Origin of the sequence: Streptomyces sp. NPDC047130 (assembly GCF_040643475.1) — a bacterium.
GTDB lineage: Bacteria > Actinomycetota > Actinomycetes > Streptomycetales > Streptomycetaceae > Streptomyces.
Genome location: NZ_JBEYUK010000011.1, coordinates 170,865 through 194,121, shown reverse-complemented (window position 1 = coordinate 194,121; position 23,257 = coordinate 170,865). Strand labels below are relative to the sequence as shown.

General features: G+C 72.1%; 17 protein-coding genes. 10 read left to right on the top strand and 7 right to left on the bottom strand.

The features are described from left to right. Nucleotides 1-176: 176 nt before the first annotated feature. Together ABZ836_RS16370 and ABZ836_RS16365 are read right to left on the bottom strand one after the other, a co-directional pair. Nucleotides 177-1,649 carry a VCBS repeat-containing protein gene (locus tag ABZ836_RS16370; RefSeq protein WP_356136681.1) on the bottom strand — a complete coding sequence of 491 codons (1,473 nt, stop codon included), beginning with the start codon at nucleotides 1,647-1,649 and terminating at the stop codon, nucleotides 177-179. Between the two features lie 254 nt (nucleotides 1,650-1,903). Continuing rightward, nucleotides 1,904-4,186 (bottom strand): (Fe-S)-binding protein, encoded by a 2,283-nt coding sequence (locus ABZ836_RS16365; protein ID WP_361142648.1) that lies wholly within the window; start codon nucleotides 4,184-4,186, stop codon nucleotides 1,904-1,906. A 381-nt stretch (nucleotides 4,187-4,567) separates the two neighbouring features. On the opposite strand from ABZ836_RS16365, the gene dnaK reads away from it, so the two are divergent. Genes dnaK through ABZ836_RS16345 form a run of 4 tightly spaced genes read left to right on the top strand, consistent with a single transcriptional unit; the run spans nucleotide 4,568 to nucleotide 8,818 of the window. Further along, nucleotides 4,568-6,412 carry a molecular chaperone DnaK gene (gene dnaK, locus ABZ836_RS16360; RefSeq protein ID WP_356136685.1) on the top strand — a complete coding sequence of 615 codons (1,845 nt, stop codon included), beginning with the start codon at nucleotides 4,568-4,570 and terminating at the stop codon, nucleotides 6,410-6,412. After that, entirely contained in the window at nucleotides 6,409-7,107 is a 699-nt protein-coding gene (gene grpE, locus ABZ836_RS16355) for a nucleotide exchange factor GrpE (protein WP_356136687.1), read from the top strand. Before dnaK ends, grpE begins: the two co-directional genes overlap by 4 nt. Nucleotides 7,108-7,167: 60 nt before the next feature. Beyond that, nucleotides 7,168-8,361, top strand: coding sequence for a molecular chaperone DnaJ (dnaJ, locus tag ABZ836_RS16350; protein ID WP_356136689.1), 1,194 nt, complete (start codon nucleotides 7,168-7,170; stop codon nucleotides 8,359-8,361). A gap of 4 nt (nucleotides 8,362-8,365) precedes the next feature. After that, on the top strand, nucleotides 8,366-8,818 hold the full coding sequence (locus tag ABZ836_RS16345; RefSeq protein ID WP_356136690.1) for a helix-turn-helix domain-containing protein: 453 nt from the start codon (nucleotides 8,366-8,368) through the stop codon (nucleotides 8,816-8,818). A 95-nt stretch (nucleotides 8,819-8,913) separates the two neighbouring features. On the opposite strand, the gene ABZ836_RS16340 is transcribed toward ABZ836_RS16345, so the two are convergent. Next, complete coding sequence (locus ABZ836_RS16340; RefSeq protein ID WP_361142642.1) at nucleotides 8,914-10,989, bottom strand: PA14 domain-containing protein; 2,076 nt, start codon at nucleotides 10,987-10,989, stop codon at nucleotides 8,914-8,916. A gap of 311 nt (nucleotides 10,990-11,300) precedes the next feature. On the opposite strand from ABZ836_RS16340, the gene ABZ836_RS16335 reads away from it, so the two are divergent. Together ABZ836_RS16335 and ABZ836_RS16330 are read left to right on the top strand one after the other, a co-directional pair. Further along, nucleotides 11,301-12,383 (top strand): substrate-binding domain-containing protein, encoded by a 1,083-nt coding sequence (locus tag ABZ836_RS16335; RefSeq protein WP_356136694.1) that lies wholly within the window; start codon nucleotides 11,301-11,303, stop codon nucleotides 12,381-12,383. A 127-nt stretch (nucleotides 12,384-12,510) separates the two neighbouring features. Next, nucleotides 12,511-13,569, top strand: a complete 1,059-nt coding sequence (locus tag ABZ836_RS16330) for a LuxR C-terminal-related transcriptional regulator (protein WP_356136696.1) — start codon at nucleotides 12,511-12,513, stop codon at nucleotides 13,567-13,569. A gap of 527 nt (nucleotides 13,570-14,096) precedes the next feature. Here ABZ836_RS16330 and ABZ836_RS16325 read toward each other — a convergent pair. Then, nucleotides 14,097-15,125: a helix-turn-helix transcriptional regulator gene (locus ABZ836_RS16325; protein ID WP_361142639.1), complete on the bottom strand. Its 1,029-nt coding sequence runs from the start codon at nucleotides 15,123-15,125 to the stop codon at nucleotides 14,097-14,099. A 168-nt stretch (nucleotides 15,126-15,293) separates the two neighbouring features. Here ABZ836_RS16325 and ABZ836_RS16320 point away from each other — a divergent pair, with 168 nt between their 5' ends. The 3 genes from ABZ836_RS16320 (at nucleotide 15,294) to clpB (ending at nucleotide 18,693) form a co-directional block, all read left to right on the top strand. Then, complete coding sequence (locus ABZ836_RS16320) at nucleotides 15,294-15,542, top strand: hypothetical protein (protein WP_356136700.1); 249 nt, start codon at nucleotides 15,294-15,296, stop codon at nucleotides 15,540-15,542. Beyond that, on the top strand, nucleotides 15,539-15,871 hold the full coding sequence (locus tag ABZ836_RS16315; protein WP_356136702.1) for a hypothetical protein: 333 nt from the start codon (nucleotides 15,539-15,541) through the stop codon (nucleotides 15,869-15,871). The genes ABZ836_RS16320 and ABZ836_RS16315 overlap by 4 nt, the downstream gene beginning before the upstream one ends. Before the next feature lie 227 nt (nucleotides 15,872-16,098). Next, nucleotides 16,099-18,693, top strand: a complete 2,595-nt coding sequence (gene clpB, locus ABZ836_RS16310; protein WP_356136704.1) for an ATP-dependent chaperone ClpB — start codon at nucleotides 16,099-16,101, stop codon at nucleotides 18,691-18,693. Nucleotides 18,694-18,750: 57 nt separating this feature from the next. Here clpB and ABZ836_RS16305 read toward each other — a convergent pair whose 3' ends face one another. Then, nucleotides 18,751-19,185, bottom strand: coding sequence for a hypothetical protein (locus tag ABZ836_RS16305; RefSeq protein WP_356136706.1), 435 nt, complete (start codon nucleotides 19,183-19,185; stop codon nucleotides 18,751-18,753). 131 nt (nucleotides 19,186-19,316) lie between these two features. Here ABZ836_RS16305 and ABZ836_RS16300 point away from each other — a divergent pair, with 131 nt between their 5' ends. Beyond that, nucleotides 19,317-19,847 (top strand): YbjN domain-containing protein, encoded by a 531-nt coding sequence (locus ABZ836_RS16300; RefSeq protein ID WP_356136708.1) that lies wholly within the window; start codon nucleotides 19,317-19,319, stop codon nucleotides 19,845-19,847. Nucleotides 19,848-19,896: 49 nt separating this feature from the next. On the opposite strand, the gene ABZ836_RS16295 is transcribed toward ABZ836_RS16300, so the two are convergent. Both ABZ836_RS16295 and ABZ836_RS16290 read right to left on the bottom strand, forming a co-directional pair. Further along, on the bottom strand, nucleotides 19,897-21,144 hold the full coding sequence (locus tag ABZ836_RS16295; RefSeq protein WP_361142634.1) for a glycosyltransferase family 39 protein: 1,248 nt from the start codon (nucleotides 21,142-21,144) through the stop codon (nucleotides 19,897-19,899). A 137-nt stretch (nucleotides 21,145-21,281) separates the two neighbouring features. Beyond that, nucleotides 21,282-23,255, bottom strand: coding sequence for a protein kinase (locus ABZ836_RS16290; RefSeq protein WP_361142631.1), 1,974 nt, complete (start codon nucleotides 23,253-23,255; stop codon nucleotides 21,282-21,284). Between the last annotated feature and the right edge of the window lie 2 nt (nucleotides 23,256-23,257).

Genomic DNA, 23,257 nt, shown 5'->3' with positions numbered 1-23,257 from the left:
CGCATCCCCGGGAAACCGAGGCCGGCCGAAGGTGGCCGGCGATGATCAGACCGGTGACGTGCGGGGATGGTTGTGCGGGTGTGGCGGGCGGGAGGTAAAGGATCGGCAAACGGGCCGGGGCCGGGGCGCCGTGGTGGCGCCCCGGCCCCGGGGTGAGGATGCGGAGCGGTCCCCCGTCAGTCGGCGAAGTTGGCGCCGACCATGGGGTAGCCGGTGGTGGCGACGCCGAGCGCGGACGGCGAGAGCGAACGGCCGGTGCCGCTGATCTTGCCGTTGGTGGACGGCACGTAGACGATGCTGCCGTTGCCGTCGTTCTCCGTGCTGCCGACGACCAGGTCGGCGCGTCCGTCGCCGGTGACGTCGTCCAGCTTCACGTCGATGCCGAAGGAGTCGTAGGCCTCGTTGGAGCCGGGGACGCCCGCGGTGTTCTGGTCGATGTACTGGGCGCCGGTGCCGGTGATGCCGTTGGCGGTGCCGAAGAGGACGACGACGGAGCCGGTGTCGGTGACGCCGTCGACGTTCTCGCCGGCCACGCCGACCGCCAGGTCGAGGTAGGTGTCGCCGTTGACGTCGCCGAGGTCCAGCTCGTAGCCGAACATGTCGTTGGTCTCGCCGGAGCCGGGGACGCCGGAGGTGTCCTGGGTGATGCCCTGGACGGTGCCCACGCCGTACGCGGAGCCGTAGGTGATCCAGACCTTGCCGCCCTTGGCGGTGTGCGGCTCGGACACGCCGTTCTCGACGGGGTCGAGGTCGAAGCCGCTGACGATGTCGCCGAAGCCGTCCTTGTTGATGTCGCCGATGCCGGTGATGACGCCCGGACGCAGCTCCTGCGCGCTGTACTGGTCCAGGCCCGAGCCGGTGCCCAGCAGCAGGTAGTTGCGGTTGCGGTAGTAGTTGTCGGCCTCGGGCTCCGGCGTGTAGCCGTTGACCACCAGGTCGGTGAGGCCGTTGCCGTCGACGTCGCCCGCGGTGATGTTGTACGCCGGGCCCTCGGTCCAGACGGGGGCCTGGAGGGTCTGGCGGCTGCCGGAGGTGCCCGAGCGGGAGATGCCGCCCTTGAAGACGTACAGCTTGGTCTTGCTGGTGCCGACGACCAGGTCCTGGCGGCCGTCGCCGTCGAAGTCTCCGGCCGCGAGGGTCCGGCCCCACAGGTCGTGGGAGGAGGAGGCCGGGTCGTTGACCTGGACGGCGCCCTTGCCGGTGATGCCGGAGGCGGAGCCCCAGAGGATGGTGACCATGCCGGCGTCCTTGTCGGTGCCGAGGTCCTCCCCGGGCGCGCCGACGGCGAGGTCGTCGTAGCCGTCGCCGTCGAAGTCGGCGTAGGCGGTGTCGGAGCCGAAGCCGTCCCCGGCCTCCGCGCCGCCGGGAACGCCGGAGGTGTCCTGGCTGACCACGGTGCGCTTGGTGGTGGTCAGGCCGGTGCCGCCGCCGTAGGCGACGACGACCTGGCCCGCCTCCTTCTTGCCGCCGACGTACGCGCCGGCCGCCGAGGTCGCGACGTCGCCGACGCCGTCGTTGTTGAAGTCGGCCTGCGAGGCCACGGTGCCGTCGACGGCGGTGGCCGTGGTCGCGGTGGCGAGGGTGAGCAGCCCGCCGGTCACCGCGGCGGCGGCGACGGTCGCGAGGGTGGTGCGGGTCCTACGGTGCATATGGGTTCTCCCTGGCCGGCGGGAGGCCGCGTCGAGGGGCCTGTCCCGCGCAGAGGACGTCCGGCTCGATCGTCCGGACGCCGATCAAGACCCACGATGCGTACAGATGGTTGTACGAAAAATGAGAGCGAAGTGAACTCGTGTGCCGACCGCCCCCCGGCCCCCGGCCGCCCCCTCCGGGGCAGGCGGAAAAAGGGCCGGGGCCCGGCCGAGCGTGATGCTCGGCCGGGCCCCGGCCACCGGTGCGGGTGCCGTTACCGGACCGGCTGCGGCTCCGGCGCGTCCTCGGTCTCCGCCTCGCCCGCCGGGTCGGACGGCGTCTTGACGGACTCCAGCAGGAGCTGGGCGACGTCCACGACCTGGATGGACTCCTTCGCCTTGCCGTCGTTCTTCTTGCCGTTGACCGAGTCGGTCAGCATGACCAGGCAGAACGGGCAGGCCGTGGAGACGATGTCCGGGTTGAGGGCGAGGGCCTCGTCGACGCGCTCGTTGTTGATGCGCTTGCCGATCCGCTCCTCCATCCACATCCGCGCGCCACCGGCGCCGCAGCAGAAGCCGCGCTCCTTGTGGCGGTGCATCTCCTCGTTCCGCAGGCCCGGGACGTTGGCGATGATCTCGCGCGGCGGCGTGTAGATCTTGTTGTGGCGGCCCAGGTAGCAGGGGTCGTGGTAGGTGATCAGGCCCTCGACCGGGGTGACCGGGATCAGCTTGCCCTCGTCGATGAGGTGCTGGAGCAGCTGGGTGTGGTGGATGACCTCGTAGTCGCCGCCGAGCTGCGGGTACTCGTTGCCGATGGTGTTGAGGCAGTGCGGGCAGGTCGCGACGATCTTCTTCGCGGACCTCGGCTTCCGCGACTCGTCCGTCACCTTGCCGTCGTCGTCCATCTCCTCGCCGAACGCCGTGTTCAGCGCCATGACGTTCTCCATGCCGAGCTCCTGGAACAGGGGCTCGTTGCCGAGGCGGCGGGCGGAGTCACCGGTGCACTTCTCGTCGCCGCCCATGATCGCGAACTTGACGCCCGCGATGTGCAGCAGCTCGGCGAAGGCCTTGGTGGTCTTCTTCGCGCGGTCCTCCAGGGCGCCGGCGCAGCCGACCCAGTAGAGGTACTCGACCTCGGTGAGGTCCTCGATGTCCTTGCCGACGACCGGGACCTCGAACTCGACCTCCTTGAGCCACTCCAGCCGCTGCTTCTTGGCCAGGCCCCAGGGGTTGCCCTTCTTCTCCAGGTTCTTGAGCATCGTGCCCGCCTCGGACGGGAACGCCGACTCGATCATCACCTGGTAGCGGCGCATGTCGACGATGTGGTCGACGTGCTCGATGTCCACCGGGCACTGCTCGACGCAGGCGCCGCAGGTGGTGCAGGACCACAGGACGTCCGGGTCGATGACGCCGTTCTCCTCGAGCGTCCCGATCAGCGGGCGCTCGGCCTCGGCGAGGGCGGAGGCGGGGACGTCCTTGAGCTGCTCCGCGGTGGCCTTCTCCTCGCCCTCCATGGTCTTGCCGCCGCCGGCCAGCAGGTAGGGGGCCTTGGCGTGCATGTTGTCGCGCAGCGACATGATCAGCAGCTTGGGGGAGAGCGGCTTGCCGGTGTTCCACGCGGGGCACTGCGACTGGCAGCGGCCGCACTCGGTGCAGGTGGAGAAGTCCAGCAGGCCCTTCCAGGAGAACTGCTCGACCTGGGAGACGCCGAAGACGTCGTCCTCGCCGGGGTCGGCGAAGTCGATCGCCTTGCCGCCGGAGGTCATCGGCTGCAGGGCGCCCAGCGCGGTGGAGCCGTCGGACTCACGCTTGAACCAGATGTTGGGGAAGGCCAGGAAGCGGTGCCAGGCGACACCCATGTCCGTCCGCAGCGAGACCACGATCATCCAGATGAAGGACGTCCCGATCTTGATCATCGCGAAGAGGTAGATCAGGTTCTGCAGCGTCGGGACGCTCAGCCCGTCGAAGGCCAGGACCAGCGGGTACGAGGCGAAGTAGGCCGGCTCGTAGTGCGGGACGTCCAGCAGGGCGCCCTCGAGGCCGCGCAGCACCATGATCGCGACGCCGATGGTCAGGATGACCGTCTCGACGAAGTAGGCCTGGCCGGCGTTGGACCCGGCGAAGCGGGACTTGCGGCCGGGGCGGGTCGCCTTGGAGAGCTGGCGGATGACGATCAGGGTGAGGATGCCGAGCGTGGTCATCGTGCCGATGAACTCGACGAACATCTCGAACGGCGTCCAGTGCCCGATGAACGGGATGGCGAAGTCGGCCCGGAAGAGCTGGCCGAAGGCGGTGATCAGGGTGGGCACCAGCGAGAAGAAGCCGACGGCGACGAACCAGTGGGCGATGCCGACGATGCCCCAGCGGTTCATCCGCGTGTGGCCGAGGAACTCCTTCACCAGCGTCACGCTGCGCTGGTAGGGGTTGTCGGTCCGGGTACCCGCGGGCACGGGCTGACCGAGCCTGAAGTACCGGACGAACTGACCGACGGCACGCGCGAGCAGCGCGACACCGACCACGGCCAGGACCAGCGACACGATGATCGCGGCGAGTTGCATGGGAGGCTCCTCGGGCCTGCGAGGTCTACGACTGAGCGACTGGCGACTGCATGGGTATTACTAAGCGGTAACTTATCCAGTCCGTTCGAGACTATCCATATCTTGCGCCGCCCCGCAGCCGCCGGAGCGGTGATCTGCGTCGCTGAGGGTTACCTCAGTATCCCTCCGGGCAGGGGCGGGAGGCGTCCGCCCCGACCGGGCCCCGCGCACTTCCCTCCGATGCCCCGCCCGATGCCGGCGTCCGGATCCCGGTGCGGACGGGGTCGTTCGCCGGCGCCATGCAAAAAGTTGAGCCGAACCGGCTCAGCTCTGTTGCTTCGGGTCGTGGGGATGCGGCACACTTGAGCCTGTTCCACTCAAGTCAGCTGGAGGAAGATCACCATGGCACGTGCGGTCGGCATCGACCTGGGTACGACCAACTCGGTCGTCAGCGTTCTGGAGGGCGGTGAGCCCACCGTCATCACCAACGCCGAGGGCGCCAGGACCACGCCGTCCGTCGTCGCCTTCGCCAAGAACGGCGAGGTGCTCGTCGGCGAGGTCGCCAAGCGCCAGGCCGTCACCAACGTCGACAGGACCATCCGGTCGGTCAAGCGCCACATGGGCACCGACTGGAAGATCAACCTGGACGGCAAGGACTTCAACCCGCAGCAGATGTCCGCGTTCATCCTGCAGAAGCTGAAGCGGGACGCGGAGGCCTACCTGGGCGAGAAGGTGACCGACGCGGTCATCACCGTCCCGGCGTACTTCAACGACTCCGAGCGCCAGGCGACGAAGGAGGCCGGCGAGATCGCGGGCCTGAACGTCCTGCGCATCGTCAACGAGCCCACCGCGGCCGCCCTGGCGTACGGCCTCGACAAGGACGACCAGACCATCCTGGTCTTCGACCTCGGTGGCGGCACCTTCGACGTCTCGCTGCTGGAGATCGGCGACGGCGTCGTCGAGGTGAAGGCCACCAACGGCGACAACCACCTCGGTGGTGACGACTGGGACCAGCGCGTCGTCGACTACCTGGTCAAGCAGTTCCAGAACGCGCACGGCGTGGACCTGGGCAAGGACAAGATGGCCCTGCAGCGTCTGCGCGAGGCCGCCGAGAAGGCCAAGATCGAGCTGTCCTCGTCCACCGAGACCTCGATCAACCTGCCCTACATCACGGCCTCCGCCGAGGGCCCGCTGCACCTGGACGAGAAGCTCACCCGCGCCCAGTTCCAGCAGCTGACCGCGGACCTGCTCGAGCGCTGCAAGGTGCCGTTCCACAACGTCATCAAGGACGCCGGCATCCAGCTCAGCGAGATCGACCACGTCGTCCTCGTCGGCGGCTCGACCCGCATGCCCGCCGTCGCCGAGCTCGTCAAGGAGCTGACCGGCGGCAAGGAGGCCAACAAGGGCGTCAACCCGGACGAGGTCGTCGCCATCGGCGCCTCGCTCCAGGCCGGTGTCCTCAAGGGCGAGGTCAAGGACGTCCTGCTCCTCGACGTCACCCCGCTGTCCCTCGGCATCGAGACCAAGGGCGGCATCATGACCAAGCTGATCGAGCGCAACACCACGATCCCGACCAAGCGCTCCGAGATCTTCACGACGGCCGAGGACAACCAGCCGTCCGTGCAGATCCAGGTCTACCAGGGCGAGCGCGAGATCGCGGCGTACAACAAGAAGCTCGGCATGTTCGAGCTGACCGGCCTCCCGCCGGCCCCGCGCGGCGTCCCGCAGATCGAGGTCTCCTTCGACATCGACGCCAACGGCATCATGCACGTGACCGCGAAGGACCTGGGCACGGGCAAGGAGCAGAAGATGACCGTCACCGGCGGCTCCTCGCTGCCGAAGGACGAGGTCGACCGCATGCGCGAGGAGGCCGAGCGCTACGCGGAGGAGGACCACAAGCGCCGCGAGGCCGCCGAGACCCGCAACCAGGGCGAGCAGCTCGTCTACCAGACCGAGAAGTTCCTCAAGGACAACGAGGACAAGGTCCCGGGTGACGTGAAGACCGAGGTCGAGGGCGCGGTCGCCGAGCTGAAGGAGAAGCTCAAGGGCGAGGACATCGCGGAGATCCGCACCGCCACCGAGAAGGTCGCGGCCGTCTCCCAGAAGCTGGGCCAGGCGATGTACGCCGACGCCCAGGGCGCCCAGGCCGCCGGTGGCGCTCCCACCGACGGTGACACCAAGGCCGCCGACGACGACGTGGTGGACGCCGAGATCGTCGACGACGAGCGCAAGGACGGTGCCGCGTGACGGAGGAGACCCCGGGTTTTGACGAGAAGCCCGACGTCCCCTCCGGCAGCGGTTCCGAAGACGCCGAGCCGCAGGCCGCGGACTCCTCCGCCAAGGAGGAGCCGGCGGCCCCGGCCGGGGACGCGGCACAGTCCGCAGGCCTGACGGCGCAGCTCGACCAGGCCCGCAAGGCGCTCGAGGAGCGCACCGCGGACCTGCAGCGGCTCCAGGCGGAGTTCCAGAACTACCGCCGCCGGGTCGAGCGCGACCGGATCGCGGTCCGGGAGATCGCCGTGGCGAACCTCCTGACCGAGCTCCTGCCGGTGCTCGACGACATCGGGCGGGCCCGTGAGCACGGCGAACTGGTCGGCGGCTTCAAGTCGGTGGCCGAGTCGCTGGAGACGGTGGCGGCCAAGATGGGTCTGCAGCAGTTCGGCAAGGAGGGCGAGCCCTTCGACCCGACGATCCACGAGGCGCTGATGCACTCCTACGCGCCGGACGTCACCGAGACCACCTGCGTGGGCATTCTGCAGCCCGGGTACAAGATCGGCGACCGGATCATCCGCCCCGCGCGGGTGGCCGTGGCCGAGCCCCAGCCGGGCGCCCAGGCGGGCCAGTCCGAGGAGTCCGGCACGTCCGGAACCGAGGACGCCAAGAAGTCCGAGGACTCCGCCGCGGGGGACGACAAGGAGAACGGTGGCCCGGACGAGGGCTGACGTGAGGCGGCGCGCGCGGTCCGCGCGCGCCGGTGACGGACGGAAGGAGGGACGTCGGGGATGAGCACCAAGGACTTCATCGAGAAGGACTACTACAAGGTTCTCGGCGTCCCGAAGGACGCCACCGAGGCCGAGATCAAGAAGGCGTACCGGAAGCTCGCCCGCGAGTTCCACCCGGACGCCAACAAGGGCAACGCGGCGGCCGAGGAGCGCTTCAAGGAGATCTCCGAGGCCAACGACGTGCTCGGCGACCCCAAGCGGCGCAAGGAGTACGACGAGGCCCGCACGCTCTTCGGCAACGGTGGCTTCCGGCCCGGACCGGGCGCCGCCGGAGGAACGTTCAACTTCGACCTGGGCGACCTCTTCGGGGGCGCCCAGGGCGGGGCCGGCGGCGGCGGTGGCGGCTTCGGCGGCGGGGGTGGCCTCGGCGACGTCTTCGGCGGCCTCTTCGGCAACCGCGGCGGCGCGCCGGGCGGCGCCCGCACGCAGCCGCGGCGCGGGCAGGACATCGAGTCCGAGGTGACGCTCAGCTTCACCGAGGCGGTGGACGGCGCGACGGTGCCGCTGCGGATGTCCAGCTCCCAGGCGTGCAAGGCGTGTTCGGGGACGGGCGACAAGAACGGCACGCCCCGGGTGTGCCCGACCTGTGTCGGCACCGGCCAGGTGGCCCGCGGGTCGGGCGGCGGCTTCTCGCTGACCGACCCGTGCCCGGACTGCAAGGGCCGCGGCCTGATCGCCGAGAACCCCTGCGACATCTGCAAGGGCTCCGGCCGGGCCAAGTCCTCGCGCACGATGCAGGTCCGCATCCCCGCCGGGGTGAGCGACGGACAGCGCATCCGGCTGCGCGGCAAGGGAGCCCCCGGCGAACGGGGCGGCCCGGCGGGCGACCTGTACGTGGTCGTCCACGTCGACGACCACCCGGTGTTCGGCCGCAAGGGCGACAACCTGACGGTGACCGTGCCGGTGACCTTCACCGAGGCCGCCCTGGGCGGCGAGGTGCGGGTGCCCACGCTGGGCGGGCCGCCGGTCACCCTGAAGCTGCCTCCCGGCACGCCCAACGGGCGCACCATGCGCGCCCGGGGCAAGGGCGCGGTCCGCAAGGACGGCACCCGCGGCGACCTGCTGGTCACCGTCGAGGTGAGTGTTCCCCAGGACCTGTCGGGGAAGGCTCGGGACGCACTCGAGGCGTACCGCGAGGCGACCGCGGGGGAGGACCCGCGAGCGGAGCTGTTCGAAGCCGCGAAGGGAGCATGACGAGATGGACGGCCGTCGGCGCAACCCGTACGAACTGACCGAGGACACCCCGGTCTACGTCATCTCGGTGGCGGCCCAGCTGTCCGGCCTGCACCCGCAGACCCTGCGTCAGTACGACCGCCTCGGCCTGGTCTCCCCGGACCGCACGGCCGGGCGCGGCCGGCGCTACTCGGCCCGCGACATCCAGCTGCTCCGCCAGGTGCAGCAGCTGTCGCAGGACGAGGGCATCAACCTGGCGGGGATCAAGCGGATCATCGAGCTGGAGAACCAGGTCGCCGCCCTCCAGTCCCGCGTCGCGGAGCTGCAGTCCGCGGTCGAGGGCGCGGCGGCGACGATCCGGGCCCGTGAGGCGGCGGTGCACGCCTCCTACCGGCGGGACCTGGTCCCGTACCAGGAGGCGGCCCGCACCAGCGCGCTGGTCGTGTGGCGCCCGCCGACGCGTCAGCAGGACCGCTAGGGCCCTCCCGGCCCACCACCCGTACGGCCCGAGGGGGCCGGAGGACCTCACGGTCCTCCGGCCCCCTCGGCGTGCACGGCGCTCCCGGTGGCGGGTCAGACCACGTCGTGCCGGATCACCGAGGTGTGGACGGCCGGGAGTTCCGTGCCGTCGGCGCGGACCGCGACCACCCGGTACCAGTTCACCGTGTGCGGAAGCTGGTACGGGTCCTCGTGGCGGATCCACCCCTGGACCCCGCCCGGGGCGGTGCCCAGGGACTGCCAGCCGCCGCCGGTCCAGCGGCTCACCCGGTAGCCGGTGATCCCGGCGCACTCGTCGACGCCCGAGCAGAACCAGACCGGAGCCAGGGGCGTGGTCGACGTCCGCGGGCCGGCGGAGACCGGTCCGGACCTGTCCACCACCGGCTCACCGGGGGTGACGACGCGTTCGGTGGTGGTCGCCCGCGGCAGGCGCGCGTCGTCCAGCGGGATCATGTTGCCGAAGTGGTCCTCCGCGCGCACCGTGTAGGTGACCGTCTGGCCGTCGGGGAGGTCCGGGCACAGCCGGGCGTGCGGCGTCTCGTACATCACGGTGCAGGTGACGTCCTGCCAGGTGGTCGAGCCGTCGCTGCCGGTGATCCCGCGCCGGATCCGGTAGCGGTCGATGTCGTCCTCCGGCGGCGTGTCCCAGCGCAGCTCCACGCCGTTGTCACGGGGCGTGGCCGTGAGGCCGGTGAGCGGGGCCGGCGCGGTCCGGTCGGTGCTGAGCAGGGTGACCGGCGCCGACGGGGCGGACGCGTTGCCCGACCCGTCCTCGATCCGTGCCGTGTAGGTGTACGTGGTGTCCTCGGCGCGGGTCCGGTCGGCGCACTGGAAGACCACCTCGTCGCGGTCCACGGTGTGCGAGGCGCCGGTGACCGGGTCGCCGTCCTCCACGTCGCAGTCGACCGCCACGGTCCTCGCCGCGGCCCCGGTCCCCTCGGTCCGGTACAGCAGGCCCTTCGCCCCGTTGTCGATCTCCTCCAGGACCGGGTTGAGCGGCGCCCTGAAGGTCGTGTGGACGACACCGGGCCGTGCGGAGGCGCGCAGCGCGGAGGGCGCGGCCGGCGCCACGGTGTCGGTGCCGTCGAGGGTGACGGCGTCGGAGAGGGCGCCCGGGTTGCCCGCGGCGTCGATGCCGCGCACCTGGTAGACGCCGGTCATGTGCTCGCGGTCGTGGTACGCCGTCCCGTGGAGGTCCGTCGCCACCACCGCCTGATCGCCCGTCCTCGGGTCCTCACGGACGACCTCGTGGCGGACCGCGTCGACGACGGAGCTCCACGTCAGATGGGCGCCGTCGAAGTCGGTGGCCCCGCGGAGGCCGGTGGGCGCGGCGGGGCCGGTGAGGTCGACGGTGGTGACGCCCTTGTCGGCGGTGCCGGTGGAGGCGTTGCCGGCCTTGTCGTAGGCGCGGACCTCGTAGAAGTAGGCCTTGCCGTCCTTGGGCGGGGTGTCCGTCCAGGACGTCGAGGCCGAGGTCGTGGTCGCGAGCGGCTGGGCGGGGTAGGAGCCGCCGGAGACGCGGCGGTAGACGCGGTAGCCGGCGAGGTCCATCTCCGGGCTCCTGGTCCAGGACAGCTTCGCCTTGTGGGTGGTGGTGCTGTAGGTCAGCGCCGCCCCGCCCGGGGTGAGGGGCTTGACCTTGTCCACGGTGGCCGAGGTGCGCGGCGCGTAGGCGAACGTGACGTTGGCGGAGCCGGTCCAGTTGACGAAGTCGATCCGCAGGCTGTGCCGGCCGGCCGGGACGGTGAGGTTGACCGTCCTGGAGACCGTCGAGGAGACGTTCTTCCACAGGTCGACCTTGCGGACGCCGTCGAGGTACACGCGGATGCCGTCGCGTGAGGAGGCGGTGAAGGTGAAGGGGCCGCCGGAGCCGAAGTCGCGGGTGACGGACCAGCGGACGCCGAAGTTGTTGGACGGCAGGCCGGAGGCCGGCGCTCCGGTACCCCAGTTCTGGTCGATCGCGCTGTCGCAGTCGGTCTTCTTCGGGGTGCCGGAGAAGGCCGTGTTGGCGAAGAACTGCCGTTTGAACACCGGGGAGGTGCAGGTGACCGCCGCGGAGGCGGTGCTGACGGCCGCGCCGAGCAGGCCACCGGAGGTGGCCAGGACCACCGCGGTGGCGGTGGCCGCGCGAGCCGGGGAGAAGCGCTTCACGGGAGGGGAGCTCCTCAAGGGGTCCGTGGGAGACGTGCCGTCGGCCGGGACGGCCGTGGGAAGAGACCTCCAAGGGGCGGCCGGGGTTGTGCGCGGGATGTGTGATCTTGGCGCTGATTCCCCGGCAGACCCAGGGAGACGTGTGAAAGCGCACTGGCTATGATTCCGCTCTGTCTTCACACGAGCCGCCGAACGTCGTCCCGGCAGCGCCGCCGGCCGGTTCCGCTTCAGGCGGTTTCCGGCCACGACGCACCCGTCGGCCCGGTGTCGTGGTGGGACACCCTGACCCGAACGCAGAAGTGGGCCCTCCAATGCGTCGTTATGCCATATCCGTGGCCGCCGTCACGCTGTCCTTGTCGCTCGCCGCGTGCGGAAGCTCTCCGGGGGAGGACGACGCCGCCGCCCTGGCCGACGAGAACGACATCACCATCGGCCTGCTGATGCCGGAGAAGGTGATCTCCCGCTACGAGCAGTTCGACTTCCCGATCTTCAAGGACAAGGTCGAGGAGCTCACCGACGGCAAGGGCGAGGTCCGCTACGCCAACGCCGTCGGCGACCAGGACGAGCAGAACCGCCAGATGCGCTCGATGGTCGAGGACAAGGTCGACGTCATCGTGGTGGACCCGGTGGACGCCAAGGCGGTGGCGCCGGAGGTGACGCGGGCCAAGGAGGCCGGCGTCCCGGTGATCGCCTACGACCGGCTGGCCGAGGGCCCGGTCGACGCGTACGTCTCCTTCGACAACACTGTGGTCGGCGAGGTCCAGGGCCGCTCCCTGGCCCAGGCAATCCCGGGCGACACGTACGTGATGATGAACGGGTCGCCCGCCGACCCCAACGCCAAGATGTTCAAGGACGGCGCCCAGGGCGAGCTGAGCGGCCTCACGGTCCTGAAGTCCTACGACACCAAGGGCTGGGACCCCGACGAGGCCAAGAAGAACATGCAGGACGCGATCGCGGAGTTCGGCGTCTCCAAGATCAAGGGCGTGCTCTCCGCCAACGACGGCATGGCCGGCGGCGTGGTCGCCGCCCTGAAGGAGGCCGGCGTCACCGAGATGCCGCCGATCACCGGTCAGGACGCCGACATCGAGGCCGTGCAGCGCATCATCACCGGTGAGCAGTACATGACGGTCTACAAGCCGTACCCGAACGAGGCCGAGGCCGCCGCGGAGATGGCCGTGGCCAAGGTCCGCGGCCACAACATCCAGTTCGACGCGCTCACCCGCGACTCGGTGGACAGCCCCACCCACAAGGACATCCCGGCGGCGCTGGTGCCCGTGGTCGAGCTGACCCGGGACAACATCAAGGAGACCGTCGTCGCGGACGGCATCCACACGGTGAAGCAGATCTGCACGGCGAAGGTCCGCGCCGCCTGCCAGGCCGCCGGCCTTCTCTGAGCGGTCCGGCGTCCGTCCGCCGACCGGCCCCGGGTTCCCTCGGGGCCGGTCGCGTATTGCGGCACGGGTGCGCCGCCGCGCATAGTGGCGCTGCGAACAGGCGGCGCTACCGGGGGTGGAGAACTGAATGTCCGGTGAGGCGGGCGCGGTCCGTGCTCCGCAGGGGCATCCGCACGGTCCCGAGCGCCTCTGCGACGACGGCGACCGGGTGTACTCCCGTGCCGTCCGCCGGGGCCGGGTACCGCGGCGCGAGGCCGAGGCGGTGCCCTGCCTGCTGGACCTGGGCCTGCTGCACCCCGACCCCGACGACCTGGGGCAGCTGCTGCCGACGGCCCCGCAGGAGGTCATGACGCGGCTGCTGCGGGAGCTGTGCGCGGAGCTGGGGGACGCGCACCGCAGGATGGGCTCGGCCCTGTCGGCCGCCGACCGCTACGCGGTGCTGGAGAGCCGCTTCCCGCCGACGGGTGCGGCGGAGGGGGTCGCCGGGGCCGGCACGGGGGCGTCCCTGCGGGTGCTGGACGGGCTGCCGAGGATCCAGACGGCGATCGACGAGGCGACCGGCGCCTGCGTCTCGGAGGTGCTGACCGTGCAGCCGGGCGGGATCCGCCCCGAGCACGAGCTCAGCGAGGGCCTGCCGCGCGCCATGGAGCTGCGGCGCCGCGGGGTGCGGATGCGCGACCTGTACACGCACGTCGCGCGGCACGGGCAGGGGCTGCTGGGCTACCTGGAGCTGATGGGCGACGCCGTGGAGGCCCGCACCCTGGACGAGGTGCCGGAGCGGCTGATCCTCTTCGACCGCACGGTGGCCTTCGTGCCGGCCAACAACAGCCGGACCATGGCGCTGGAGCTGCGGCACCCGGCGCTGGTGGACTACCTGGCCACCGTCTTCGAGCGGCTGTGGTGGCTGGCGGTCCCGGTCGGCTCGCCCGTCCCCGCGCCGGAGAACGGCGTGCCGGGGGTGTCCCACCGGGAGCGGTCGATCGCCGCGCTGCTGGCCGAGGGGCACCAGGACGCCGCCATCGCCGAACGGCTCGGCATCAGCGTCCGCACCTGCCGGGCGCACATCGCGCGCCTGTCCGAGCGGCTGGGCGCCACCAGCCGGACCCAGCTCGGGGTCCGGATCGCCCACGCGGGCCTGGACCGGCCGCCGGGGGCGGACGGGCTGGCGGGCGGACTCACCGCGTAGCTCCACGGGCCCGGGACCCGCGTGCGGGCCCCCTGGCCGCGCGCGACGGGCGCGGGGGCCAGGGTCCCGCTGGGCCGCGTGCGCCCATGCCTGCGCGCCGCGGGGCGCGGGTCCGCCGCGCCCGGCCCTGCCCGCTCCCTCCGCCGCCGCGAGACTCCTTGCCCGCCTCCCTGGTCGGCGCGGGCTCCTGTCCGGTCGCTGCGAGGCCGCGGGTCCCTGGCGGCGCGTGGGCCGTCGGCGGGCTCCTGCCCGGTCGCTGCGGCGCCGAGGGTCCCCTGGCCCGCCGCGTGGGCGGCGCGGGCTCGTGCCCGGTTGCTGCGAGGCTGCGGGTCCCTGGTGGACCGTGGGTCGTCGGCGGGCTTCTGCCCGGTCGCTGCGGCGCCGCGGGGCCCCTGGCCCGCCTCCCTGGGCGGCGCGGGCTCCTGCCCGGTTGCTGCGGGGCCGCCGGTCACCTGGCGGCCCCCGGGGCCGGGTGGGACTTGGGCCGGGGCCGGGGGTCCTACGCCCCCGGGGTAGGGCCGCGGGTCCTACGCCTCCGGGGTGGCGCCGCCGTTCGGGGCGTCGGTCCCGCACGCGGGCGGGACGGCCGCCGAGCCGTCGGCCGGGGTGTCCGCGTCGCCGTCGTCCAGCAGGCCCGAGCGGGCGATCAGGTAGCCCAGCTGGGCCCGGCTGCCGCTGCCCAGCGCGGCGGCCAGCTTCGCGATGTGGGCGCGGCAGGTCCGGACGTTCATGCCCAGGCGGCGCGCGATGGCCTCGTCGACCTGGCCCTCGACCAGCAGCCGGGCGATGGTCCGCTGGACCTCCGGGACGCCGTCCACGGCGGCCTCGCGGGGCTGCTCCTGGAAGAGCGGGACGGCGTTGCGCCACTGCTGGTCGAAGACCTTGACCAGGTAGTCGACCAGGCCGGGGTGGCGCAGCTCCAGGGCCACCTTGCGGTCGTCCTGCGCGGGGATGAAGGCGACGGAGCGGTCGAAGATCATCAGCCGGTCCACGAGTTCCTGGGCGGTACGGAACTCCACGTGGGCGTCGTTCATCAGGCGGGCGTAGGTGAGTGTGCCGGGGCTGTGCCGGGCGGTGTGCTGGTACAGGATGCGGGCCCCGATGCCGCGCTCCAGGGCCTCCTGGCCCAGCCGGAACGCCGTGGTCAGCGTGTGCTCGCTGCGGCCGCCGCCGGGCTGCACCGACAGGATCTCCGAGCGGCAGTTGGACTGCGCCAGCAGGATCGCCTCGTTGATCCGCTCGACCCCCTCCAGGACGGTGAGCGCGTGGGTGTCGGGCCGGCTGTGCGTCGCGATGGAGAGGAACGGCTCGAAGGCGTGCGTGAGCTGGATCGCCTGCTCACGGCGCTGACGGATCTCCCTCTCCAGAGGGTGCAGCCGCTGGGACAGGGCTGTCATCGGCGGCACGGGGCGGAGCCAGGCCGAGTCGTCGGGATCCGGCTGGAGCAGGGCCAGCTCCAGCAGGCAAGGTGCGGTTTCGGCCTCGGAACGCCGGATGCGGCCCAGCCGGAGGGCATCGGCGTAGAGGCGCCCGCCGTTGTCGCACAACTCCTCCATCCCGTGGGGATGCGTCCCTGTTGTGCCGGTGTGTCGCATATCTCCGCCCCCCAGGGTCCTGAACGTGCAGGAACATGATGCATCTTCGAACTGGCCATCGTGTGCCGGTATGGGCCATCGTTTTGTTTCGGCGGGGGACCGAATTGGGAAGTGAGGACGAAGCCCATCATGTGCAAGAGATTGCTTCTCTCGGCGCTTGCTGTTGCCTTCTCAGCGGGCGCCATCCTCGGTGCCGCCGGCCCGGCGGACTGGGTGTGGGACGGTCCTGGCAAGGACTCCGGCACCTCCGCTCGGGCCGACTGGGTGTGGGACAGCATCTCGGCAGACCCGGAGATCCACGCCCAGGGCGACTGGGTCTGGGACAGGATCACCGTGGACCCCGCCGGCGGCAAGGCCGAGGCGGGCGTGAGGGCATGACCACGCCGCCGGACGACCGCTCGTTCCGTCGCGAGATGGCCGTGGCCTACCGGTCCGGCTGGCACTTCGTCGACCTGGTCACCGCGATCCCCCACTCCGGTGACTCCCTGATGGTCACCGTGTTCGGGGAGCCGGTCGTGGTGACGCGGGACGAGGAAGAGGACGTGCGGGCGTACCGGTGCCTGCGGCGGCCCCGCGGGGCGCCGCAGCCGGTCCGATGCGCCATCCGTTATGGAATGATTTTCGTGAACCTGGACCAAAGGGACCATCGGGAGTTCGCCCCCCACGAGCTTCCGGGAATCCCCTCAGCCACCCCCCGCAGTGCCTGACGGCGATACCCCCAACGTCGACGATCGCCTCAGGCGCTTCCCCCCGGCAGCGGCGCCACCGTGACCTGAACACGGTGGCGCCGCTGTCGTATGTCCGTGGAACTCTTCCCCGCGCCCACGCATTGAGTGGAATAGACTCAAGTTTGTGGACGTTGGCCGCGTCAGAGTGGGTATCCGAGGGGTATCCGCCGCCTGATCGTGTGGCTGCCAGGGAGGAGAAACAGGACGTGGACGCCGAGCTGACCAACAGGAGCCGGGAGGCGCTGAACGCGGCGAGCAGCCGCGCGGTGACCGAGGGACACCCGGACCTGACGCCGGCCCATCTGCTGCTGGCCCTGCTGTCGGGCCAGGAGAACGAGAACATCGTGGACCTGCTGGCCGCCGTCGAGGCGGACCTGGCGGCCGTGCGGCAGGGCGCCGAGAAGGTGCTCGCCGGCCTGCCCAGCGTGACCGGCTCGACGGTCGCGCCCCCGCAGCCCAACCGCGACCTGCTCGCGGTGGTCGCGGACGCCGGCCTGCGGGCGAAGGAGCTGGGCGACGAGTACGTCTCCACGGAGCACCTCCTGATCGGCACGGCCGACAAGGGCGGCGCGGCCGGCGACGTACTCTCGCGGCAGGGAGCCGACGCCAGGAAGCTCCTGGACGCGTTCCAGAAGATCAGGGGAGGACGCCGGGTGACGACCCCCGACCCGGAGGGCCAGTACAAGGCGCTCGAGAAGTTCGGCACCGACTTCACCGCCGCCGCGCGGGACGGCAAGCTGGACCCGGTCATCGGCCGGGACCACGAGATCCGCCGCGTGGTGCAGGTGCTGTCGCGCCGCACCAAGAACAATCCGGTGCTCATCGGCGAGCCCGGCGTCGGCAAGACCGCCGTCGTCGAGGGCCTCGCCCAGCGGATCGTGAAGGGGGACGTGCCGGAGTCGCTGAAGAACAAGCGGCTGGTGGCGCTGGACCTCGGCGCGATGGTCGCGGGCGCCAAGTACCGCGGCGAGTTCGAGGAGCGGCTGAAGACGGTCCTGGCCGAGATCAAGGACTCGGACGGGCAGATCATCACCTTCATCGACGAGCTGCACACGGTCGTCGGCGCGGGCGCCGGCGGCGACTCGGCGATGGACGCGGGCAACATGCTGAAGCCGATGCTGGCCCGCGGCGAGCTGCGCATGGTCGGCGCGACCACGCTCGACGAGTACCGCGAGCGGATCGAGAAGGACCCGGCGCTGGAGCGGCGCTTCCAGCAGGTGCTGGTCGCCGAGCCGTCGGTCGAGGACACCATCGCGATCCTCCGCGGCCTCAAGGGCCGCTACGAGGCGCACCACAAGGTGCAGATCAACGACAGCGCCCTGGTCGCCGCGGCCACCCTCTCCGACCGCTACATCACCTCCCGCTTCCTGCCGGACAAGGCGATCGACCTGGTCGACGAGGCCGCCTCCCGGCTGCGCATGGAGATCGACTCCTCGCCCGTCGAGATCGACGAACTCCAGCGCTCCGTCGACCGGTTGCGGATGGAGGAGCTGGCCCTCTCCAAGGAGACCGACCAGGCCTCCAAGGAGCGGCTGGAGCGGCTGCGGCGCGACCTCGCCGACAAGGAGGAGGAGCTGCGCGGCCTCAACGCCCGCTGGGAGAAGGAGAAGCAGTCCCTCAACCGGGTCGGTGAGCTGAAGGAGAAGCTGGACGACCTGCGCGGCCAGGCCGAACGCGCCCAGCGGGACGGCGACTTCGACACCGCCTCCAAGCTGCTCTACGGCGAGATCCCGACGCTGGAGCGCGAGCTGGAGGCCGCCTCGGAGGCCGAGGCGGAGGCCTCCCGGCAGGACACCATGGTCAAGGAGGAGGTCGGCCCGGACGACATCGCGGACGTGGTCGGCTCCTGGACCGGCATCCCGGCCGGGCGGCTGCTGGAGGGCGAGACGCAGAAGCTGCTGCGGATGGAGGACGAGCTGGGCCGCCGCCTGATCGGCCAGAAGCAGGCCGTGGCGGCCGTCTCCGACGCGGTGCGGCGCACCCGGGCCGGCATCGCGGACCCGGACCGCCCCACCGGGTCGTTCCTCTTCCTCGGCCCGACCGGTGTCGGCAAGACGGAGCTCGCCAAGGCGCTCGCGGACTTCCTCTTCGACGACGAGCGGGCGATGGTCCGCATCGACATGTCGGAGTACAGCGAGAAGCACAGCGTGGCCCGGCTGGTCGGCGCGCCCCCCGGGTACGTCGGCTACGAGGAGGGCGGTCAGCTCACCGAGGCGGTGCGGCGGCGCCCGTACAGCGTGGTGCTGCTGGACGAGGTCGAGAAGGCCCACCCCGAGGTCTTCGACATCCTGCTCCAGGTCCTCGACGACGGCCGCCTCACCGACGGCCAGGGCCGCACGGTCGACTTCCGCAACACCATCCTGATCCTCACCTCCAACCTGGGCAGCCAGTTCCTGGTGGACCCGCTGAGCAGCGAGGAGACCAAGCGGGAGCAGGTGCTGGAGGTCGTGCGGGCGTCCTTCAAGCCGGAGTTCCTCAACCGGCTCGACGACCTGGTCGTCTTCACCGCGCTCACCAAGCCGGAGCTGGAGCGGATCGCCGAGCTGCAGATCGGCCGGCTGGCCAAGCGGCTCGCGGAGCGGCGGCTCACGCTGGACGTCACCCCCGCCGCGCTGGCCTGGCTCGCCGAGAAGGGCCTCGACCCGGCCTACGGCGCGCGTCCGCTGCGCCGCCTGATCCAGACGGCGATCGGCGACAGCCTGGCCAAGGAGATCATCTCCGGCGAGATCAAGGACGGCGACACCGTCCGCGTCGACCGCGCCCCCGGGACGGGCGCCGGCCTGACGGTCACGGCGGGCTGACACCGCACCCGTGCCACCGCACCGCCCCGGGGTCCGCCCCGGGGCGGTTCCGTTCGCTCAGATCCCGATCGCCCGCCACGTCACGGTGGAGGTCCCGTCCGCGCGGGGCGTCACCTCCACGTGGACGGTGGACGCGGTGCCGGGCGTCTCCCCGAGGCCGACCTCCAGGTGCAGGACCCGGTCGCCGTCCGTCCAGGGCTCCTCGCCCGGGTAGGCGTCGGCCACCCAGGACCGCGCCCGGTCCGCCGGGAGGCGGAAGGTGACGTCGTAGGTCGTCATGTCCCACGTCTCGACCTCGCACCTGAGGTCCGTGGCCCGGGCCGGCGGCGGCCCGGCCGCGCCGTAGGCCAGGGCCTTGCCGCAGTCGGCTGCCGACGGTGACGCGGCCGCCCACCACCACCAGAGGCCCGTCAGGAGCGACCCCAGGAGCAGCGCCGCCAGCACGAGCACGACGATCTGCGTGCAGCTCGGCCGGTTGTCCGGATCTCTCATCGCGCCCCTTCACCACCCCGCCGACCGGGTCGGATCACGCCATACACGACGCCCCGGCCGCCACAGGGGTTGCAGCCCCCCTCCCCCCGTGGGGGAGACTGGCGGGAGATCCGTACGAAGGGAAATTCACGGTGAGCATCGACCCGTCCTCGATTCCGAACTTCGGGGGCCAGCAGCCCGAGCCGCAGCCCCAGGGACCGGCGGGCCCCGTTGTCCCGGATCAGGACCTGGTGAAGCAGCTTCTCGACCAGATGGAGCTGAAGTACGTGGTGGACGACGAGGGTGACCTCGCCGCCCCGTGGGAGAACTTCCGCACGTACTTCATGTTCCGCGGCGAGAACGAGCAGGCGATCTTCTCGGTGCGGACGTTCTACGACCGCCCGCACCCCATCGAGGCCAAGCCGCAACTCCTGGAGGCCATCGACGACTGGAACCGCCGCACCCTCTGGCCCAAGGTCTACACCCACACCCACGACGACGGCACGGTCCGCCTCATCGGCGAGGCGCAGATGCTGATCGGCATGGGCGTGAGCCTGGAGCACTTCGTGTCCTCCACCGTCAGCTGGGTCCGCGCCGCCATCGAGTTCGACAAGCACCTGGTCGAGACCCTCGGCCTGGAGCAGCAGATCGACGAGGCGGAGAAGCCCGACGACGAGGCCTGAGCCACGGTGCCCGTGCCGCGGTGCCCGTGCCGCGGCGCCCCGCAGGTCCCTACAGCGGTGACGTCGCCATGACGACGAGGTACGCCCCGTAGGCGAACGAGAGCCCGGCCAGGGCCGCGACCACCAGCGTCGCGTGCCGCGGCCGGGCTCTCGCCGTGCGGGTCAGCGCGGCGGCGAGCGGCAGCAGCAGCGGGAACGCGGGCAGCAGGAACCGCGGCTTGGACGCGAAGTAGCCGGAGCCGCCCACCGTGATCAGCAGCAGCACCCCGCTGTGGACGACCAGCGGCAGCGGCGCCCGGTCGGCGATCAGCAGCCCGAAGAGCAGCAGCGCCAGCAGGACGATCACCAGGGCCACGGTGAACACCAGCTTGTCCGGGTGGCGCAGCAGGTGCCCGACGAACTCCAGGTTCCCCCGGCCCAGGTCGAAGGCCGATCCCCACTTGCGCTGGACCTCGAAGTAGCCGCCCAGCGGATCCCCCTGCCGCACCCCGACCCACAGGACGAAGCCGGCCCATCCGAGGGGCGCGAGCGCCACCGCGGACAGCGGTTTCCCCAGGCTGTGGACGGACAGGCGGCGCTCCCGCACCAGGGCGGCCACGTGCAGGGCCGCGGCGGCCGCCACCGCCGCGGCGACGGCCGCACCGCTGGGCCGCGACAGTCCGGCCAGGCAGGCCAGCGCGCCCGCCCAGAGCCACCGGCCGGTCATCGCGGCGTACAGCGCCCAGGCGGCGAGCGCGGTCAGCAGCGGCTCCGTGTAGGCGAGGCTCAGCACCACGGAGTGCGGCATCAGCCCCCACAGCACCGCCAGCAGCACCCCGGCGCCGCGGCCGTGCAGCCGGCGGCCGATCCGGTAGATCCCGCAGGCCGCCGCCCCGGCCGCCACCCAGGAGACCAGCACCCCGGCGGCTCCGCCGCTCAGCGGGAGCACCGCCGTCACCCCGCGGATCAGCCAGGGGTAGAGGGGGAAGAACGCCAGGTCGTTGAGGACCAGCCGGGTGTACTCGCGGACCTCGCCGTACCCGTCGGCGGCGATCCCGATGTACCAGAGCGAGTCCCAGGTGCGGCCCAGCAGCGTGGTGGCGTCCTTGCCCTCGGAGTGCGCCAGCAGGGTCAGCACCAGCACGCCGGCGAACCGGGCGGCGAGGAACAGCCCCAGGGCGGTGACCACCGTGGGCACGGTGCGGCGGACCGGCCGGGCCGGTGGGTGCGGGCCCGGAGCCGCGGGCCCGGGCGCGGCGGTCTTCCGGCGGGAGGGCGACGGCACGAGGGAGGCGAGCATCGGCTTCACATCACGCACGATGCAGGGCAAACCGGACAGGGGTGGTCGCGGCACGCCGGGCGGCTCCAGGGTTCCCGCCCGCACCGCCGCCCCGCGCCGGGGTCGCCGGGCCGGCGCTGCCTCGGAGCCGGCGCTGCCTCAGCGCCGGCGCTGCCTCAGAGCCAGCGCTGGGTGGCCGAGCCGTCGCAGGCCTGGCGGAGCAGGAGGAATCCGTTGACCCCCAGGCACTCGCCGGTCCTGTTCACCCGGAGGGTGCCGGTGGAACCGCGGGTCCAGACCTGTGTGTCCCCGACGCCGCACGGTGCCATGTGGACGCTGCCGTAGGAGGTCAGGCAGTGTCCGGTGTTCTGCGAGACGATCTGGACGCCGCCGGAGACCGACCGGAACGTCCAGGAGGCGGCGGCGCCGGAGCAGGACCCGGCGGAGGCGTTGCCCTGCCCGGCGACCAGGCACCTGGAGGTCGAGGCGTTCTGGATGGTGGGGCCGGTGGTGACGCCGTCCGCCGTGCCTCCCGGGGCGCCGCCGACCGAGGACCCGCCGCTCGACCCGCCCGACGAGCCGCCCGAGGAACCGCTCGACGACCCGCCCGAGGACCCGGTCGACGACCCGCCGCCGGAGCCCGAACCGGTGTCGGCGCCGGGTTCCTGCCCGCCCGGGCCGCCGTCCCCGGCGCGGTCGTCGCCCGTGCCGTCCTGGCCCTCCCGGTCCTCGTCCTTGTCCCCGTCCCCGTCTCCGCCCTCGTCCCCGTTCTCGCCCTCGTCGGAGGGGCGGGACGACGGCGACGCGCTCGCGTCCCCGTTCTCGCCCTCGTCGGAGGGGCGGGACGACGGCGACGCGCTCGCGTCCCCGGACGGGACGCCGGAGGAGGCCCCGCCGGCCGCCGCGGGGGCGCTCGCCGTGACCCCGGGACCGGACGCCCGTCCGTCGGCGTCCGCGTCGTCGATGACGTACGGGAGCAGTTGCACCGCCAGGGTGGTGCCGACGCCGATCACCACGGGGATGATCACCGGCAGGAACCGGGTCCGGCGCTTCGGCCTCTTTGCCGCCCCGACCGGTTCCCGCGGCTCGTCGCGGACGTCCTCCGGCTGCCGGGACGGCTTCCCGGCCGGCTCCTCGGGCGTTCCCGGCTCTTCCCGCTCCCCCGGCTGCTCGCCCCCCTCGGTCTCCGGCGGGCCGGCCGGCACGGGCCGCGCGGCGAAAGCCGCGCGCTCCGCGACCACCTCGGCGACCGGCTCCGGCCAGAGCGGCGCCGTGAACGGCCCCTTCGCGGCGGCCGACCGCAGCAGCTCGGCGGCGGTCGGACGGTCCTCGGGCCGCTTCTCCAGGCAGGACCGCACGACGTCGGCGAGTTCCGCGTCCACCTCGGCCAGGTCGCCCAGGTCGGGCTCCTCGTGGACGATGCGGTAGAGCACGGCGGGACCGGACTCGTCCCCGAACGGCGGAGTGCCGGTCGCGGCGCAGGCCAGGACGGAACCGAGGGCGAAGACGTCGACCGCGCCGGTCAGCTCGCCGCCCCGCTTCCCCGACGCCTGCTCGGGCGCCATGTAGGCGGGGGTGCCGATCACCATGTCGGTGCGGGTCAGCTGGGTCTGGTCGGCCGCGCGGGCGACGCCGAAGTCGATGAGCGTCGCCCCGTCGGGGGTCAGCATCACGTTGGACGGCTTGAGGTCGCGGTGCACCATGCCCAGCTCGTGCACGGCGGCCAGGCTCTCGGCCGCCTCGCGCAGGAGCAGCCACAGCGCGGACGCGGGGAGGGCGCCGCCGCAGAGCGCCCGCGCGTCGCTCAGCGTGATCCCGGGGACGTAGGCGGTGGCGAACCAGGGCGGTCCGGAGGGGCCGGCCGTCCGGTCGCTCACCAGCAGCGGGGCGGTGGAGTCGGCCGGCAGCCTGGCGAGGTTGTCCAGTTCGTGCCCGAAACGCCGCAGGAACAGTTCACCCTCGTTGCTGAGCGAGGGCAGCACCTGCTTGACGGCGACGTACCGGTCCTCGTACACGCCGAGGTACACCCGCCCCATGCCGCCCGCGCCGAGGCGGCCGAGGACGCGCACCGGGCCCACGCGGCGTGGGTCCGGCGCCTCCAGCGGTGTCGCACCGCTGCCACGCAGGCCGTCGTGCTCGGTACCGGTCACAG